The sequence below is a fragment of the Desulfoluna sp. genome (assembly GCF_030145185.1).
In the GTDB taxonomy this organism is placed as follows: Bacteria; Desulfobacterota; Desulfobacteria; order Desulfobacterales; family Desulfolunaceae; genus Desulfoluna.
On record NZ_JAQYWB010000028.1, the window covers coordinates 33086 to 48396 of the forward strand.

Here is a 15311-nt window from a genome sequence, read left to right on the forward strand (position 1 = left end):
AGGCGTGGGATGAAGCGGTAAAAAGAAAGCGATGACAACGTTGGATCAATCAAGAATATATTTCGCAGGGTCCATCGGCATACCGTTAAGACGCACTTCATAGTGAAGATGGGGACCCGTGCTTCGCCCGGTATTTCCCATCAGACCGATGGTTTCTCCACGTTTTACATGCTCGCCCCGTTTTTTCAAGGTTTTCGACATGTGACCATAACGGGTCACCATGCCATGCCCATGATCGATGCTCACCATAATCCCCATGGACCCGAGAGGGCCTGAATAGGTCACCACGCCATCGGCCGGGGCATAAATCGGAGTGCCCACGTGGTTGGCAATATCGTACCCCTTGTGAAATCTTTTTTTCCCGGTAAAGGGGGAGGTGCGGTTGCCAAACTTGGAGGAAATCCACCCGGTGGTGGGACGAATAGCCGGCGTGGATTCAAGGATGGATCGTTTCTCATCCAAAATATCGTAAAGAGAGGCAAAACGGCCCAGCTCCGCCTCGGCGGCCAGGCTGGACTCACGAATCTGATCCCCCATTTCCCGGACAAGAGCCTCGCCCTGTTCATGGATCACCAGATTGGTATCGATGTCTTCGGGAATCGCCCCCCCCACGCCAAAAAGGTTGCCTCCCATGGCTGAAGGTCCGAGATTGGCGATGACACGAATCTTCTTTTCGAACTCATAAAGCCCTAGAAGATTGCCCTTCAAGCCGTTGATCTCGTTTGCCATGGCCAGAAGTTGCCCATCCCGCGATTGAACCTCCGCCTCTTTGCGTTGCAAGGCAATAGACAGATCCGCGGCGGCCTGCTGATGATAAAAAGAACCCCAGCGGGAATAGAGGGCCATGGAAGAAAGGGATGAGATGGCAACAAGAAGGGCCACGAGGGCCAAGGCAGATCGCCCTGACAAGGCGATCTGACGGAAGGGTCTTTTCCCGGGTCCAAGTATATAAAAGGTGTACTTGTTTTTCATACGCTCCATGATATCGCTGCCAGGGAAATGACTCAAACCCTGAAATGAACGGTGGCAATTCTGCTGCAGACACAAGCCGTTTCGTGCGCCCGAAGCAAGAGAGGTGCAATGCTCTTATCACACCCCCATTATCCCAATTTTCAGGATAAGTTGCTAACACGAAAAGGCCCAACTGTCAAGCATCACACCAGAAATTCCCTGCCCTTTTGCAGGCCATGGCCGGGTCGTTTTTTTCCATAAAAAGAATCCGACCAGGACCCCGCAAAGGCCGTTTTTTTATCTTCATTCCAAGGCATTGTTCTTCCCATGCGATGGCCCTGCACGTTACCGGATCAAATCAGGAAGCCACATGATCAGGCCCGGAACAAAGGTAATAAGAAGAAGCACCGCCAACTGAATCAAGAGAAAGGGCATCACCGCCCGGGAGACAAAAAGCAAGCCCCGTCCTGCGATGGATCCGGTAATAAAAAGGCTCACCCCCATGGGGGGCGTGCAGTATCCGATGGCCAGGTTCACGGTAAGGATCAGGCCAAAATGAATGGGGTCCACACCAAAATGGGGGAGCATGGGAATCAGCACCGGCCCCAGGATCAATGTGGCGGAGATAATGTCCATGAACATCCCCGTCAGAAGAAGCAGCAGGTTCATCATGAGAAGAAATCCCCACTCGGATGAAACTGTCAGCATCACCGCCTCGGTGATGCGCCCCGGAATATTCTCAAAGGTCAGGTAGCGCCCGAAACAGGTGGCACCGGCCACAATGATAAGTAGCGTCGCCGAGGTGACCGCCGAGCTCACGGTAATCTGCTTGAGATCCACAAGGTTCATGGATCGATGGATAAAAAGCTCCACCCCAAAGGCATAAACACAAGCGACCACCGCCGCCTCATTGGCCGTAAAGACACCGGAAAAAATTCCGCCGAAAATAATCACCGGAAGCATCAAGGCCCAGAACCCTTCTTTGAGTGCCGCACAAATCTCCCCAGAACCCGAGGGCTGTCGCTTTTGAACCCGCCCACCGCGTCGATAAAGAATCCCAGTGTAGAGGCAGATCCCCAGAACGATGAGCAGTCCGGGAAGAAAACCTGTTAGAAACAATGCCTCCAGAGAGACGTTGCTGATCATGCTGTACAGAATCATCCCGATACTGGGGGGAATGATCACGCCCAGGTTGGGAGAGGTGGCCATCAGGCCCACGGTATAAGATTCATCATAGCCATGTTCCAGAAGGGCTGGAATCATGAAGCCGCCGATGGCCACCACCGTCGCCACGGTGGATCCGGAGATAGCGCCGAACAGACCGCAGGCCACGACCCCTGCCATGCCGAGCCCTCCGGGAAGCCAGCCCACCAGCACGTCAGCCACACGAATCAGCCTGGCAACAATGCTTCCGGCGGTCATGATGTTGCCGCAGAGAATAAAAAAGAGAACCACCACCAAAGCAAAATTATCGAGGCTCCTGAACAGGGTCTGCACCAGCAGAAGAACCGGCATGTCCGCAAAGAGAAGAAACCCACAGGCGGCCGTAAAAAAAAGGGCAATACCCACCGGAATATAAGCGGCCATACACCCCAGAAGCAAAGAGAGAATGATCAGATCGTTACTGCCCATGTGTCGACCCACCTTGCTTGCCTGCATCCCCGTTCGACAACGCCCCGTCCCCTCCCCCCACCCGCAGGGCGGCCGCCTGAACAAGCGCACGGAACCCCATCATGGCCCCGGAGAGGGGAAGAATACCGTAAAGCCAAGCCGTGGGAATCTGCATGATAATGGTCTTCTGACCGGTTCTCATCTGAAGCATGGCCATCTCGGTGCCATAGACAATCAAAATGCCGGCAAAAAGAAGGGTCGCCCCGTAAGAGAACAACAGGAGAGGACGCTTCAGCCTGGGAAAAAACTGAACCAGGGCGTCAATGCGCACCATGGCACCATTTTTTACGGCACGACTGCACCCCACGAAGGTGGTGTAAATAATGACCAGCCGGACGAGTTCCTCGGACCAGGCCAGAGAATGATTAAACCCGTACCGAAGCACCACATTGGCGAAAAGAGCTATCAGGGCGACCATGACGGTCAAAAAAAGTGACCACTCCTCAAAAAAGGTGACCCCACGATCTATTTTTAAAACCATTTTTGAAACCATTGATGCCATACCAAATCTATCCATGAAGGGTGAAGGGCTAAGGGACTCACCTTGCCACCGGCGGTTACTTACTGCTCGAAATAACCCAGGTGATTCCGAACCTCTGAGAGGTAATCGCCGGAACGGTGGGTATCTCCCTCGTAAAGACGGTTGATCTCCTTTTTCCAGTTCTGATGCACCGTGTCCCCCTTCTTCTTCAGCAGGGCAAGTTCCTCTTCAGGCAAGGCATAAAAGGTCACGCCCGTTGCCTTGGCCTCGGCGATCTGTGCCTCTTCCTGGGCCCGGGTCTCCTCTCGAATATCGGCACAGACCTCATGCACCACCTCAATAAACACAGCACGCAGATCTTCAGGGAGCTTTTCCAGCCAAGCCGTGTTGAAGACCCAGATAAAGAGCCCCTGGGCGTAATTGACCTGGGTGTAATACTTGGCTACTTCAAATTTTTTGGTGATATTACAGACCATGGGGGTATGGTCCAGGCCTGTAATCACCCCCTGTTTCAGGGAAACAGGGACGTCCGGCCAGGGCATAACCACAGGATTCAGCCCCCAGGCATCATAAAGAGACTTGTTCACGCTGGCCTCGGCAATGCGAAACTTTACCTTCCGTGCATCGTCCAGACGGAGGACCGGCGTGGTGGTGGCCCAGCCATAACTCCCGTATCCTGTGATCTCCAGGCCGGTGATGCCCTGATGATCCATCGCCCTCATGAAATGATCGAAGAGCGGCCCGCTCGCAATGAAACGATCCAGTTTATCAAAGGAATTGACCAGGAAAGGAAGATTAACCAGCCCAAATCGAGGCCCCAGATTGGTGGCTGCGACCGAACTCACGGCCATGCCCTGAATGGCTCCCATCTGCAATTGATTGAGGACCTCTACCTCGCCGCCCAGGACTGAAAGAGGCTTAAAATCGAGATAAATCTTTCCACCGGTCCGTTTCCACAAGGCATCCCGAATGGCGAACCCGGCATGAACCCCCTTCATGACCGGATGCGATACATTGGAGACAATGCACCGATAAGCGGCTGTCGAAGGGTCAAAGGCGGGCTTCCATTGATCCAGGGGAGAGGCGGCCACGGGTACAGAAGCCCCTTTCTCAGCCACGTCTGCCTTGGACTCACCGTCTCGACTGCATCCCGCCGTTAAAAGCACCCCCAAAGAAATCACGCACAGAACCCACCGCCGACCCACCGTCCATGTTTTCAGATTCACTTTTTTTCTCCTTATTTGCATTGATGACCCCCGCCCACTTTATGACCAACGGTCATTCACCTGCACAAAAAAATACGGGACATCGAAGCAAAGAAACCGTCTCGGCATCTTTGCTTCGCCCGCATGTCACGATTTGTCGATATGCAGCACCAGCGTCCGAATCGCCTGGCGCAAATCCTCTTTATCAATGCCGGTGCTTCCCAGAAGGATTTGGATCAAATATCCTTCAAAAAGCGCGGTGACGATGGCTCCCAGCTTCTTGGAGGGAAACGCCGGATTTTCACGATGAGGTTCCACGATGTCCGCAAAGAGATCGCTGGAGAGCCGGTAAAAGCCCTTGTTAAGCTCCTGCCTCACCTCATCGTTGCCCGCCGCATGAATGGTAAACTCCAGAAAAACCCGGGCCCATTTGCCGTCATCCAGAATCTGATCAAGGAAATCAATGATCACCTCGATCACATCATCCATACTGGATGCCTGATTCAAAGAATCCACACGGCGCGACCGGTAAAGTCGGTACTTCTCTTCCATGATACTCAGAAACAGGTCATCTTTGCTCTTCCAGTACCGGTAAAAGTTTCCCTTTGCATATCCGGCATGCTCTGTAATCTCAGAAATCGTGGTGGTGTTGAATCCTTTTTCTCCAAAATAATACACGGCAGAGGCCCTGAGTTCATCGTGGGTCTCCATCGATTTTTCCTGTTGTCGTCGCGCCATGTCGCCACCCGCCTGTTCACTTAAAAACCGACAAATTTATGCTGCCGTTCATTTTTTGACCGTTGGTCACTATTTGCTGATTATTAAAGCTGCTTGCCCCGTCTGTCAACAAAAAAGAGAAAAAAGCCATTTACGAAGACACCCAAATCCGATCTCTCTCCGTTTAAAACAGGCCTGCCCTTTCATCCAACCCCGCCATGATATTCATGTTTTGAATGGCCTGCCCTGAAGCCCCCTTCACAAGGTTATCAATGGCAGAAACCACCACCAGACGCCCATTGCGAGGGTCCGATGAGAGACCGATATCGCAGAAATTGGTGTGTTGAACATGGAGGATATCCGGCATCTTGCCCTTCTCCCTCAGTCGAACAAAAGGACGTTCGGAATACGCTGCCTCAAGCGCTTTCCTTGCATCCTCTTCGGTTTTACCGTCGACCAGGGTGCAATAGATCGTGGAGAGCATGCCGCGCGTCATGGGCAGAAGATGCGGAATAAAGGTAATCTCCATGTCGGCACCATGGGCCAGTGACAACACCTCTTCAATTTCAGGTCGGTGACGATGGCCCTCCACCTTGTAAGGCTTAAACGATTCGTTGGCTTCACAAAAATGAGCCCCCAGGGAGAGGCCACGTCCTGCACCGCTCACCCCTGATTTGGAATCAGAAACAATCCCTTCGGCTTTAATGATGCCGGCTCTCAGAAGTGGGACCAAGGCCAGAAGGATGGTGGTGGGATAACACCCAGGGTTCCCCACAACCCGAGCCTTTCGAATCTCATCATGATAAAGCTCACACAGGCCGTAGACGGCATGTTCAGAGAGCTCGGGAGCTGTATGGGGCTGGTACCAAGCCTCATAGGCTGTCACATTGCGAAACCTGAAGTCTGCCGACAGATCCACCACGCGAACCCCTCTTTCCAGAAGCTCGGGGACGATACCCATCGGGATTTTATGGGGAAGTGCGGTAAAGGCAATATCCACCCGCTCACTGAATGTTTCGGGATCATACGCTTCACAAACCAGCTCCGAACGCCCCGCAAGGGCCGGATACACATCGCTGATCTTTGTGCCTTTATATTGCCGTGAGGTGATCACAGTGAGCTCTACGTCAGGATGCGCTGAAAGCATACGCACAAGCTCCGCGCCTGTGTATCCCGTCGCACCGATGATTCCTGCCTTTATCATAGTCACCTCCAACGATCGATCATTCAAAGTTCTTCGTGTTATTCCGGAAGCTTAACGCCTCTCGCCTGAAAAAATGGCATGGAATCAGAAGAACTTTATAGTTTCCATAAATAAACATACAATTTAGATGAGTGGCAGCTTAAATAATATCGCCCATTTTAATATAAGGTGCCCGGATTGAGACACGACCGGTCATTTGTCCGCCTATCTAAAGATTGTACAACGATTTTTTTCAGTCTCCCTTATACCCCCTGCCCGCTATTTTTTCAACAAACCGTTTGCTCTCAAAAACCCTGTAACACCCATATCAAGGGCCTTGGAAGGAGGCGGGCAATCGCCCATAGCATGTTGACAATATGACACTTTCTCTATAAGATCTAAGACTAAAGTTTCATGATGCCGCAACGGTTGATTAGAAATCATATGCAACACAAATCAAACCCATCCACGTTTATTGGTTTTTTCGTCCTGCTTAATTCGCGACATCTCAATGGATACACGTTTCAACCTGGCACCCCAAGGCATCACCCTGTATTCCAAACACCCCGTTTATGCCTTAGCACATCATCGGTTTCGCCCAGAGGTCTCCGGGTCCATGTTGGTATCAGGCTCTTATCAATCCATTTATATTAACACTGTCTCCATCAATAAGGAGGAACCCATGAACCAGGTTTTCACCGAAATGTTCAAAGGCTTTGACTCTTGGAAGAGTTGGGACATGTCAAAAAACCTCGAAATGTTCAACTCACCCGATGCGGCACGCATGGGAGTCCGGTTTATTGACTTTCAAAAAAGTGCCTTCAACACCACCTTTGACACCATGCTCAAGATGCAGGAACAATCACAAAAGATGACCACGGCTCTTATGTCCGGCAACAAATCAATGCCCGATTCAGGCCAAAAATTGATGGATGACTGGCAAACCCAGCTCACCACCAATCAAAATGAATTCCGTAAATACATCACCGACCATTACGATCAATTGATCGGTATGCTGAATCCCAAGGACAAAAAATAAGGCCTGAACAAAACCGTTGAGACGTCGAATGAGTCGTCGATAGAATTCCTTTACGACCTACCGGCCCCTTTTTTTCGACCTGAACGCCAGAGGCGCTTCCGATTTCCGGTGGCGCCTTTTGTGTTCTCACACCGGAGACGATGGAGCCAGCCAAGAAAGGCGATCCCCCATTTTTCTACTTTCCTGCCAACGAAAACAAAAGCTGTGATATATCTGTGCCACTCAATCCGTCTGGCTGTCGCCCAACCGATAAATCTCAGCCCACGAAAAAGGAGCCTCGTATGAGTCAGATCCCTTCACCGAACCTGATGCAACAGATCCTTCAATTTCAAAAAACGTCTGCAAACAATAGCTTCAGGTCCATGAACATGCTCCTGGAACATGGCGAGCGCCTCGGATTTGCGTGGTTCGACAGATTTTCCCTGCTGCCTGGCATGAGCCGGCAAACGACGGCCTTGTGGATGGATGCGGCCCGAACATCTCGATCATGCTGTCATTCAACCGTAAATGCTTTTTTTGAGCCCTTTGAACAATCTTAAAAAAAATGGTAACTATTCAGCCCATGAACAACAGCCTCCGGTGGCAAGGTGTGCCACCTTGAAAGCAGGATTACGAATGCATCCGCATGCGCATGACGTGCCGGGCATGGACATAGCCCGGATATTTCACGCCGGAGGCATAAGCTGAATAGTTACAAGCACACTACCTGAAACAACACCCGACACGATTCACGAGGCACCCATGACGTTCCACCGACACCCTGTAATCCCCCTTTTTCACATGCTCTTTCTCTTGGTTTTCCTGTCCACAGCCTTAGCCGAAACGCCCCAAGGCCCCCCTGGCACCCTCTCGATTACCGCGGTCGGAGATATCATGCCCTCAAGCTCTTTTCCAACCTCCGAGTACCTCTCCTCCATTCCACCGGAAACCCTTAAGCGCACACTGACCGGCATTCTGGGCGATTCGGACATCCGTTTTGGGAACCTTGAAGGCACCATGGCAGACGACGCCCCATGCCAAAAAGCCTGTACAAACTCCTCCCGGTGCTATGCCTTCAACATCCCTGCGCACTATGCCGACACCCTGAGAGGCGCGGGGTTTAACCTCCTCAGCCTGGCAAACAACCACATCAGCGATTTTGGAAAGCCAGGACGCGAGCGCACGGTCCACCACCTCGAACAGAGTGGCCTCGCCTGCGCCGGAACCCTTGAAAAGCCCTCGGATACCCTCTACACCCAGGGCCTGTCCATCGGATTCGCAGCCTTTGCCCCCCACAAAGGGGTGGCCGACCTCCTGGACAGAGAGACCGCCATCCGACGCATCCAGAAGCTCAATGAGCTCTATGATGTTGTCGTGGTTTCTATTCACGGAGGCGCCGAAGGCCGCGATGCAGCGCACGTCCCCCGCGAGGAGGAGCACTATTTAGGAGAGAACCGAGGTGATCTTTACGCCTTTTCCCACGCCCTGGTAGACGCCGGGGCCGACCTCATCATCGGACACGGCCCCCATGTCGTCCGAGGCATGGAACTCTATAAAGAACGCCTCATCGCCTACAGCCTGGGCAACTTTTTCACCTGGGCGCGATTCAACCTTGAAGGGCCCAACGGAATAGCACCCGTCCTTACCGCCACCCTTGATACAAAGGGACGTTTCATCAGCGGTCGCGTTCTCTCTTTTCGTCAGCCATACAAAAGCCTGCCGGTGCCGGATCCCACATTAACCGCCGCAAAAGAAATGGCCCGCCTCTCCCGTGAAGATTTTCCAGAGAGTCCCCTTCACATCTCCGAAGAGGGTCGCCTGTCACGAGCAGATGATCGCAGCTGAATAGGTTGATTACCGCCCTTTCTCAGTGACCATCAAGGTCCCAAAACGTTCTTCGTGCTTGGTTCTTCGTTCGAGGAGTCGCTGCGCTCCATCAATGAGGAAAAAGCCATGGTGGGAGGCTGACGTCATAAGTCTTCATACCTTCCATAATCTTGACAGCCGCCGCTGGCCAGGTGCCTTACCCTTTCAACAGGGTACACCTGGCGTATAGGCTTTAAACACGGCTGTAGAAAAGGGGTCTCCACATTAATAATTAACGACCCTGAAAACAAAAAACGGCAGCCCTTCTGTCAGGACTGCCGTTACTTATTCACAGGTGATCTCACTCACCCTGCCTTCAGCCATGCCGAATCACCCTTAGTGATGATCGCAGGCGTCGCCATGCCCACTGCAGACATCGACAGGCATAAACTCTTTCAGCTCGCCATTCTTAAATTTGCCCAGGTTTTCACGAACCGTTCCCTCCACGGCCCTGTAAACGGTGACCCCCTTGACCTTCAATTTGCCAAGAGCGCTGCCGCCGATGCCCCCCACGACAACCGCGTCCACAATCCGCCCCCCCAGCGCCATGACGGGCTGGCACTTTCCATGCTGATGATTCAAGTCCTGATTCAACACCTTTTCACACGCACCGGTCTCGGTATCCACAATCACAAAAAAATTTGCAGAACCAAAATGATTGTATACGGGGCTCTCCTGCTCATCGAATTTTTCCGTCGGAAAGGCTATCTTCATGGGAAATATCTCCTTTATAAGCTTTCATTAGATCATGAAACACGGCCTTAACGGCTGTCTCAATCCTGTCATGCAACCACTGATCGCTCAAAAAGATAATTCCGGTGGTGTGAAATGTCAATAATAGGGTGTTCCTTACGAAGGCAGGGGCGGGCTCCCAACGTCACGGAGAGTGATGTCACTTCCGGGAGCCCGATGATGAAATCAGTCTCTTAACCCTGTGTCATCTGACAATTAGAAAGGTTTTTTATAAGGTAGGATAAGGTTGATGAAATCACTTTGTCAGATAAGCGATCCAAACCGAAGGTGGAACAATCCTTACCAGATTCGCAGGGAATGTGTTAACCGTAATAATACGGTAAAAATACGGTAGCCCTTACCGTACGCTTACATCTGCATCAGATAGACCCTTAGATTTACCCCGCTTTTTTTCAGACCTAATTTATCTCGAATACTGTCACGGTAAGCCTCAATGGTCCGGGGAGAAAGATTTAGAACATCGGCAATCTCTTTGGTGGTTTTTCCACTGCGCACCAACTGCGCGGTCTGTATTTCAGCCGGAGTGAGTCGATAAAAACCGGCATTGAGCTTTCGAGCAAAAGGTGAGAGGAGATCTTCAATATTCTTTTCGAGCATCCCCACCAGATTTCCCTGGACCTGAGTCAACCGCGTCCCTTTGAGACGCTCGATATAGGGAAAAATCAAGTCATCGACATTCCGGATCATATTTTCCTGAATCTCAGCCATATTCTCATCACTTTTGCTCAGCATCTGCTTCAGGGTAATGTTGGCCTCTCTGAGCTTTTCGCCGGACTCATTGAGTTCCCTCTCCTTTTCCAGAAGGGCCAATTCTTTATTTTTACGATCCGCGGTCTCATTTTTCAAAACCAGATTCACTCTATGAAGATTTTCGGCCTGATTTTCCTGGCTCTCATAGAGTCGGGTACTCTCCATGGCGTTGGCTATTTGAGAAGAAAGGGTGTTCAACACACGCAGCCGTTGTCCTTCGAAGAGATGATCCACGGTCCGGTTTTCCAGGTAAAGGGCTCCGCATAATCGAGACTGAATCCGAGAGGGAATACAGATGGCACTCCCGCCTTGAAAATCATCAAAATAGGGATCATAAGCCACCGGAACCGTTCCATGATTGTACTGAAGAAGGCGTCCTGTGCGCGCCACATACTGAATCATCGCGCTCGGCAGGTCGGCACTGTCGGTCAAGGGAACAGACCCGCAGAGTTCAACCTCCTCGGCGCCCTCTCCTTTCCATGCCACCAGTCGCACCAGCTCACCGTCCATCCGTAACACCGCCCCCGCCTCGGCTCCGCCATACTCCAGGGCCGTCAGCATCAGTTTTTCAACAAAATGATTTAATGTCCGTTCCGTGGAAAGCGCTTCAAAGGCCTTGGAGACCCCCTCTAAATTAAGACAGCCCACCGTCCGAGGACACGCATCGATGGGCACATGTCCATGAGAGGCATCCATGATGGCCGGAAGACGCCTTAACACCTCTTCATAATCCTTTTCCAGCTTGAGCGCTTTGGCCTCAGCGCCCCAAAATCGCCAGAGATTTACCGCATCGGTGAGGCACACCCTGGCCAGACGTTTCCAGCCCATTTTTAAATAACAGAACCCGGCCCTTTCCAGCGCATAGGCTTCATGGAAGGTAAAATTATGTTTCTTTGCGACCTCACTTGCATGCTCAAAGAACCCAGCCGCTTTCGACAGTTTTTTCTGAGCCAGCGCCCGCTCCCCTTGAACCAACACATGGAGATGGGAAAAGTTCTCAGGGGCGTCCACAGCCGCTTTCTTTAACTCGGCCTCAATCCGTTTGGCCTTTTTTCTCCATGCCTTCTGCTTTAATGTGATGCCACCGCCCCCGTATCGGGCAAAGATAGCCGCAACAAACGCTGAAAAAACCGGGATCGTGTAGGTGCTGGTGCCTTCATCCATCATGGCGGTGTAACACTCCACATGGTGAAGCGCCAGAGCATCGTCTCCGAAGAGGAAGGCCATAAATCCTTTGGTAATATGGTAATTCAGAGCGGCCGTATGATCATTGGGCATGTCGCCCCCCCGCGGGCGCTCTTCATCGGTAAAAAAAGGTCCAGAGAACCTCATGGGGTAATCTCCGGCCTCGGTCAAATTGACCACGGTTTGTTGAAGATTACGAACAGTCCTCAAAAAAGGCAGTTTGAGGCGTTCCATCTCTTCAACGTAAACCACCATATCGCGAGCCAGCTGATGCAACTCTCCGGACGAAAAGAAGCGAGAGTAAAGCCAGGCGGAGACGGCACTTCCGGCATACTCATTGTCCCCTTCTGCCAGAGACTGCTCATAGGCCTGCAGGTACATGGGGAGCAACTTGTGAATAGGCTCCTTCCAATGCCGGATAAGACAGATGATCACCACCAGGGTCTTGCCCCTCCCCCCCCATTGCGACTTCTTATCCATCAGGTCCAGGGCTGCCTGGACTTGGACCATCCCCTTGTCGACATTCTTGTCCACCCGAATGCAAATGACCCCGTAGGTGACCAGAAGAAAAGGGGTGTATTTGGAACGTCCGTGCTTCAAGCTGTAACGCAGGGCGCTGAATATAATCAAAGAGGAGAGGACAGTTCCAGCGAGATAGGATGCCATGATCACCGTAAAAAGGAGCTCCATAATAGAAAGATGCCCCGCATCCGTCATGGAATGAAGCCGATCAAGCCCCCGTCGCCCCAACCGAACCAGATGACTCCGAACGCGCAGGAAAGCCATCATCTGATGCCCTCGGGTCACCGTCTCCGGTAAACGAAAACCAAATTTGGAGAGGGCCTTCCGTCCCAGGGACAAAGCGCCGGTAAGATCATTCACGGCAATGGCTCCGCGGATCCTCATACGCCAGACCCCCACACAATCAAAGTCGCTTTTCGCCTTTTGCTCAACCGTCGCCACGTAGCCCTCCATGACGGCGTACTCCCCAAGGGCATAGGCGGCTTCCGCAGCCGCCGATGTGATGTCAAGACAAACCCCGTAGTCGTCAAGCCATGCCCCTTCCCCAAAAAGACGAAGCCCGGACCGAAAAAAATCAAGCGCCTGACCGAACGAAGAGGTCTCCATGGACCGTTTACCGGCGGAAAGGTTCAGAAGAACCAGTTCTTTACGATAACTCTCGCGCACAGGAACCGTTCCAGAGGCATTAAACTGATACACGACATCAAAAAGATAGCGGCCTGGCCTGCGCTGAAGCCCCTCATACATGTGCATCCCCGCATTGAAATGAGCCAGTGCCCTCTGGCTTTGATTCATGCGATCGTAGGCAGACTTCTGAACCAGGTCATGGACAAAACGGTAGTCACCGTCTTTCACATGAACAAAAATTTTCTCTTCACAAAGGCATTCAAGCCCCTGCCTCACCTCGGCCTCCGATGTTTGTACCACCAGGCACAAGAGTGATGGCACCACCCTGTGCCCCAGCAGGGAGGCCGCCTCGACGAGCTGTTTCAAGGGCGTATCCAGACGATCCACCCGTTCTGAAATCCACAGTGCGGCCGTATTGCTGACAGGGAGGGCCTCCAGCTTCTGCTGATTCCAGTACCACCCTTCCCCGTCTGGCCCATGGGCCCTGACCAGCCCCCCCCCATAAAGGACTTTTTCCAAAAGAGCATTCAGGTGGTAAGGGTTGCCCCCTGTTTTGGCATAAAAAAGGTCTGCAAGAGGAGCGATCCGTTTTCGGTCCTCCCGAAGATGCAAAACCAGAAAGGTCTCCACGGCGAGGCTATCCAAGCCCTGAAGCAGAAGGACATCGGCTTTGCCCTCGTTTTTCAACCGGGCGGTATCAAAAAAGGCCTCCATCCGCAGGCTCTGTCCGGCTTGGGTTCGAAGAGCGCCCAGAAGCCCCACCTTCTCACCGACCATCTCCGTTAAAAGATTCAAAAACAGATGAGAATCTTCATCCGCCCACTGGATATCATCGATAAAGAGGATCAGGGGCCGGTCCATTCGTTTAAACACACGAAATAAATTAATCATGGACAGTCGGATCACGTTGGCCTTGGCCGACGCCTCCAGAGTCCTGAACCGTTCATCCGGCTCTTTGCCGGTAATCAAAGAAAAGTCCGGCACGATGGCGGAGAGGGTAGAGGCCCCGTCCCCCATCAGAAGATTCACCACATTACGCCACTTCCAAAGCTTTGCTTCGGGTTCTCCGAGGATGGATCGTGCCACCTGCTGCAACACACCGATAAAGACGGAGCCCGGCCGGTCCACATCCTGATCAAATTTTCCAGAGACAAGCATGACGTCGGGATAATGCCGACGGGCATAACAGCAAACCCATTCCGCAAGGGTCGTTTTCCCGGCACCCGGCTCTCCGGATAAAAGCATCACCCCCGGACGTTCAAAGGCAAGGCTGCCTGACTCAGAGAGCCCCTTGAGCCACGCCACCAGCACCCGTTTTTCTTCTTCCCGCCCGCAAAGCGGTTCTTCTGCAAAGGATTCTTGAGACGTGTCGATCGCATGCCCTGATGATTCACCCGTCCGTATTCCGTTCTCAAGAGCCACGGAAAGAGCCCCTGCGGAATCAAAACGACCCGCCGGATTTCGGTCTATCAAGCGCATGATCACCTCATCCAGCCAGGGGGGAATATCCAGACAAATTTTGGAAGGAGCCAAAGGGGCCACAGCCACCTGGGAGTGTATAATTCCACCCAAGGTTTCCACCTCAAAGGGAAGGCGGCCGGTAAAGGCCTCGTACATCATAACCCCCAGGGAGTAGAGATCGCTCCGGGGGTCCGAATGAAGGCCTCCAGTCGTTTTCAACTCAGGCGCGCTGTAGGCCAGGGCCATAAGACGATCGTCGATATTTCGCAGAGAGTTCACATCGCCAAGGCAGACATTGTTGTGAAACCCAGCCAGCTGAACCTGACCTGTTCTGATGTTCACAACGATATAATAGGGGGTAATGTTTCCGTGGACAACACCACAGCGATGACAATAAGAAAGGGTATGAGCCAGGGTCTGAAACCAGGACAAAAGAGCCTCATGACCGGGGGTGGAGATCTCATAAATCCGTTTAAGCTGCTCCCCTCCAATGTCTTCCAGGGAGAGGGTCAGGCCCAGGGAGGTCTGTTTCAGCTCAATGGCTTTCATCACCCCTGGATGCTCCAGCCCCTGAAGCGTAACGCACTCTTGCTTGTACATCTCCATTTCAGTGTCACTGGGACACTCACGTTTCAACACCTTTAAGATAACGTTGCGATGATGCTCCGTACTCCAGGCCTTGTAATATCCGGACAACCCATCTTGAAAAACCAATTTCGGCTGAACAAACTCATCAATAACAGCCATATGCTCCCTTTCCATCTCCGCGGTAGCGTGCATAATCTCGTCAGCAGAGGTACCATAAACGGGCGTTTTCCTGCGGCACGGTACTCAAAGCATAAGCCCACCATAGAGAAACACGCGAAACGAACCCAACCTCAGGCAAACCGTTCGCCAAGCCTCTTATCCGTGACAATTGCA

General features: G+C 52.3%; 10 protein-coding genes. 2 read left to right on the forward strand and 8 right to left on the reverse strand.

Annotated elements, in window-relative coordinates; translation table 11 throughout:
* Window positions 1–45: 45 nt before the first annotated feature.
* From Q1Q75_RS10850 to argC, 6 genes are all read right to left on the reverse strand, one after another.
* Window positions 46–972 (reverse strand): M23 family metallopeptidase, encoded by a 927-nt coding sequence (locus Q1Q75_RS10850; RefSeq protein WP_300670267.1) that lies wholly within the window; start codon window positions 970–972, stop codon window positions 46–48.
* 324 nt (window positions 973–1296) lie between these two features.
* Window positions 1297–2583, reverse strand: coding sequence for a TRAP transporter large permease subunit (locus Q1Q75_RS10855; protein ID WP_300670269.1), 1287 nt, complete (start codon window positions 2581–2583; stop codon window positions 1297–1299).
* Window positions 2573–3124: a TRAP transporter small permease gene (locus tag Q1Q75_RS10860; protein WP_300670271.1), complete on the reverse strand. Its 552-nt coding sequence runs from the start codon at window positions 3122–3124 to the stop codon at window positions 2573–2575. The genes Q1Q75_RS10855 and Q1Q75_RS10860 overlap by 11 nt, the downstream gene beginning before the upstream one ends.
* Before the next feature lie 59 nt (window positions 3125–3183).
* Complete coding sequence (locus Q1Q75_RS10865; RefSeq protein ID WP_300670273.1) at window positions 3184–4329, reverse strand: TRAP transporter substrate-binding protein; 1146 nt, start codon at window positions 4327–4329, stop codon at window positions 3184–3186.
* A 126-nt stretch (window positions 4330–4455) separates the two neighbouring features.
* Window positions 4456–5046 (reverse strand): TetR/AcrR family transcriptional regulator, encoded by a 591-nt coding sequence (locus Q1Q75_RS10870; RefSeq protein WP_300670275.1) that lies wholly within the window; start codon window positions 5044–5046, stop codon window positions 4456–4458.
* Window positions 5047–5209: 163 nt separating this feature from the next.
* Window positions 5210–6229: an N-acetyl-gamma-glutamyl-phosphate reductase gene (gene argC / locus Q1Q75_RS10875; protein WP_300670277.1), complete on the reverse strand. Its 1020-nt coding sequence runs from the start codon at window positions 6227–6229 to the stop codon at window positions 5210–5212.
* Window positions 6230–6890: 661 nt separating this feature from the next.
* Between argC and Q1Q75_RS10880 the strand changes: the two genes are divergently transcribed.
* Window positions 6891–7247, forward strand: a complete 357-nt coding sequence (locus tag Q1Q75_RS10880; protein ID WP_300670279.1) for a hypothetical protein — start codon at window positions 6891–6893, stop codon at window positions 7245–7247.
* Between the two features lie 780 nt (window positions 7248–8027).
* Window positions 8028–9071 carry a CapA family protein gene (locus Q1Q75_RS10885; RefSeq protein WP_300670311.1) on the forward strand — a complete coding sequence of 348 codons (1044 nt, stop codon included), beginning with the start codon at window positions 8028–8030 and terminating at the stop codon, window positions 9069–9071.
* Window positions 9072–9428: 357 nt separating this feature from the next.
* On the opposite strand, the gene Q1Q75_RS10890 is transcribed toward Q1Q75_RS10885, so the two are convergent.
* Complete coding sequence (locus Q1Q75_RS10890; protein ID WP_300670281.1) at window positions 9429–9806, reverse strand: NifB/NifX family molybdenum-iron cluster-binding protein; 378 nt, start codon at window positions 9804–9806, stop codon at window positions 9429–9431.
* 387 nt (window positions 9807–10193) lie between these two features.
* Window positions 10194–15137, reverse strand: coding sequence for an AAA family ATPase (locus Q1Q75_RS10895; RefSeq protein WP_300670283.1), 4944 nt, complete (start codon window positions 15135–15137; stop codon window positions 10194–10196).
* Window positions 15138–15311 lie beyond the last annotated feature (174 nt).

Coding starts and splice junctions, on each gene's coding strand:
- Q1Q75_RS10890 (WP_300670281.1), bottom strand. CDS start 9,806: ATGAAGATAGCCTTTCCGACGGAAAAATTCGATGAGCAGGAGAGCCCC.
- Q1Q75_RS10855 (WP_300670269.1), bottom strand. CDS start 2,583: ATGGGCAGTAACGATCTGATCATTCTCTCTTTGCTTCTGGGGTGTATG.
- Q1Q75_RS10860 (WP_300670271.1), bottom strand. CDS start 3,124: ATGGCATCAATGGTTTCAAAAATGGTTTTAAAAATAGATCGTGGGGTC.
- Q1Q75_RS10895 (WP_300670283.1), bottom strand. CDS start 15,137: ATGGCTGTTATTGATGAGTTTGTTCAGCCGAAATTGGTTTTTCAAGAT.
- Q1Q75_RS10870 (WP_300670275.1), bottom strand. CDS start 5,046: ATGGCGCGACGACAACAGGAAAAATCGATGGAGACCCACGATGAACTC.
- Q1Q75_RS10880 (WP_300670279.1), top strand. CDS start 6,891: ATGAACCAGGTTTTCACCGAAATGTTCAAAGGCTTTGACTCTTGGAAG.
- Q1Q75_RS10885 (WP_300670311.1), top strand. CDS start 8,028: ATGCTCTTTCTCTTGGTTTTCCTGTCCACAGCCTTAGCCGAAACGCCC.
- Q1Q75_RS10850 (WP_300670267.1), bottom strand. CDS start 972: ATGAAAAACAAGTACACCTTTTATATACTTGGACCCGGGAAAAGACCC.
- argC (WP_300670277.1), bottom strand. CDS start 6,229: ATGATAAAGGCAGGAATCATCGGTGCGACGGGATACACAGGCGCGGAG.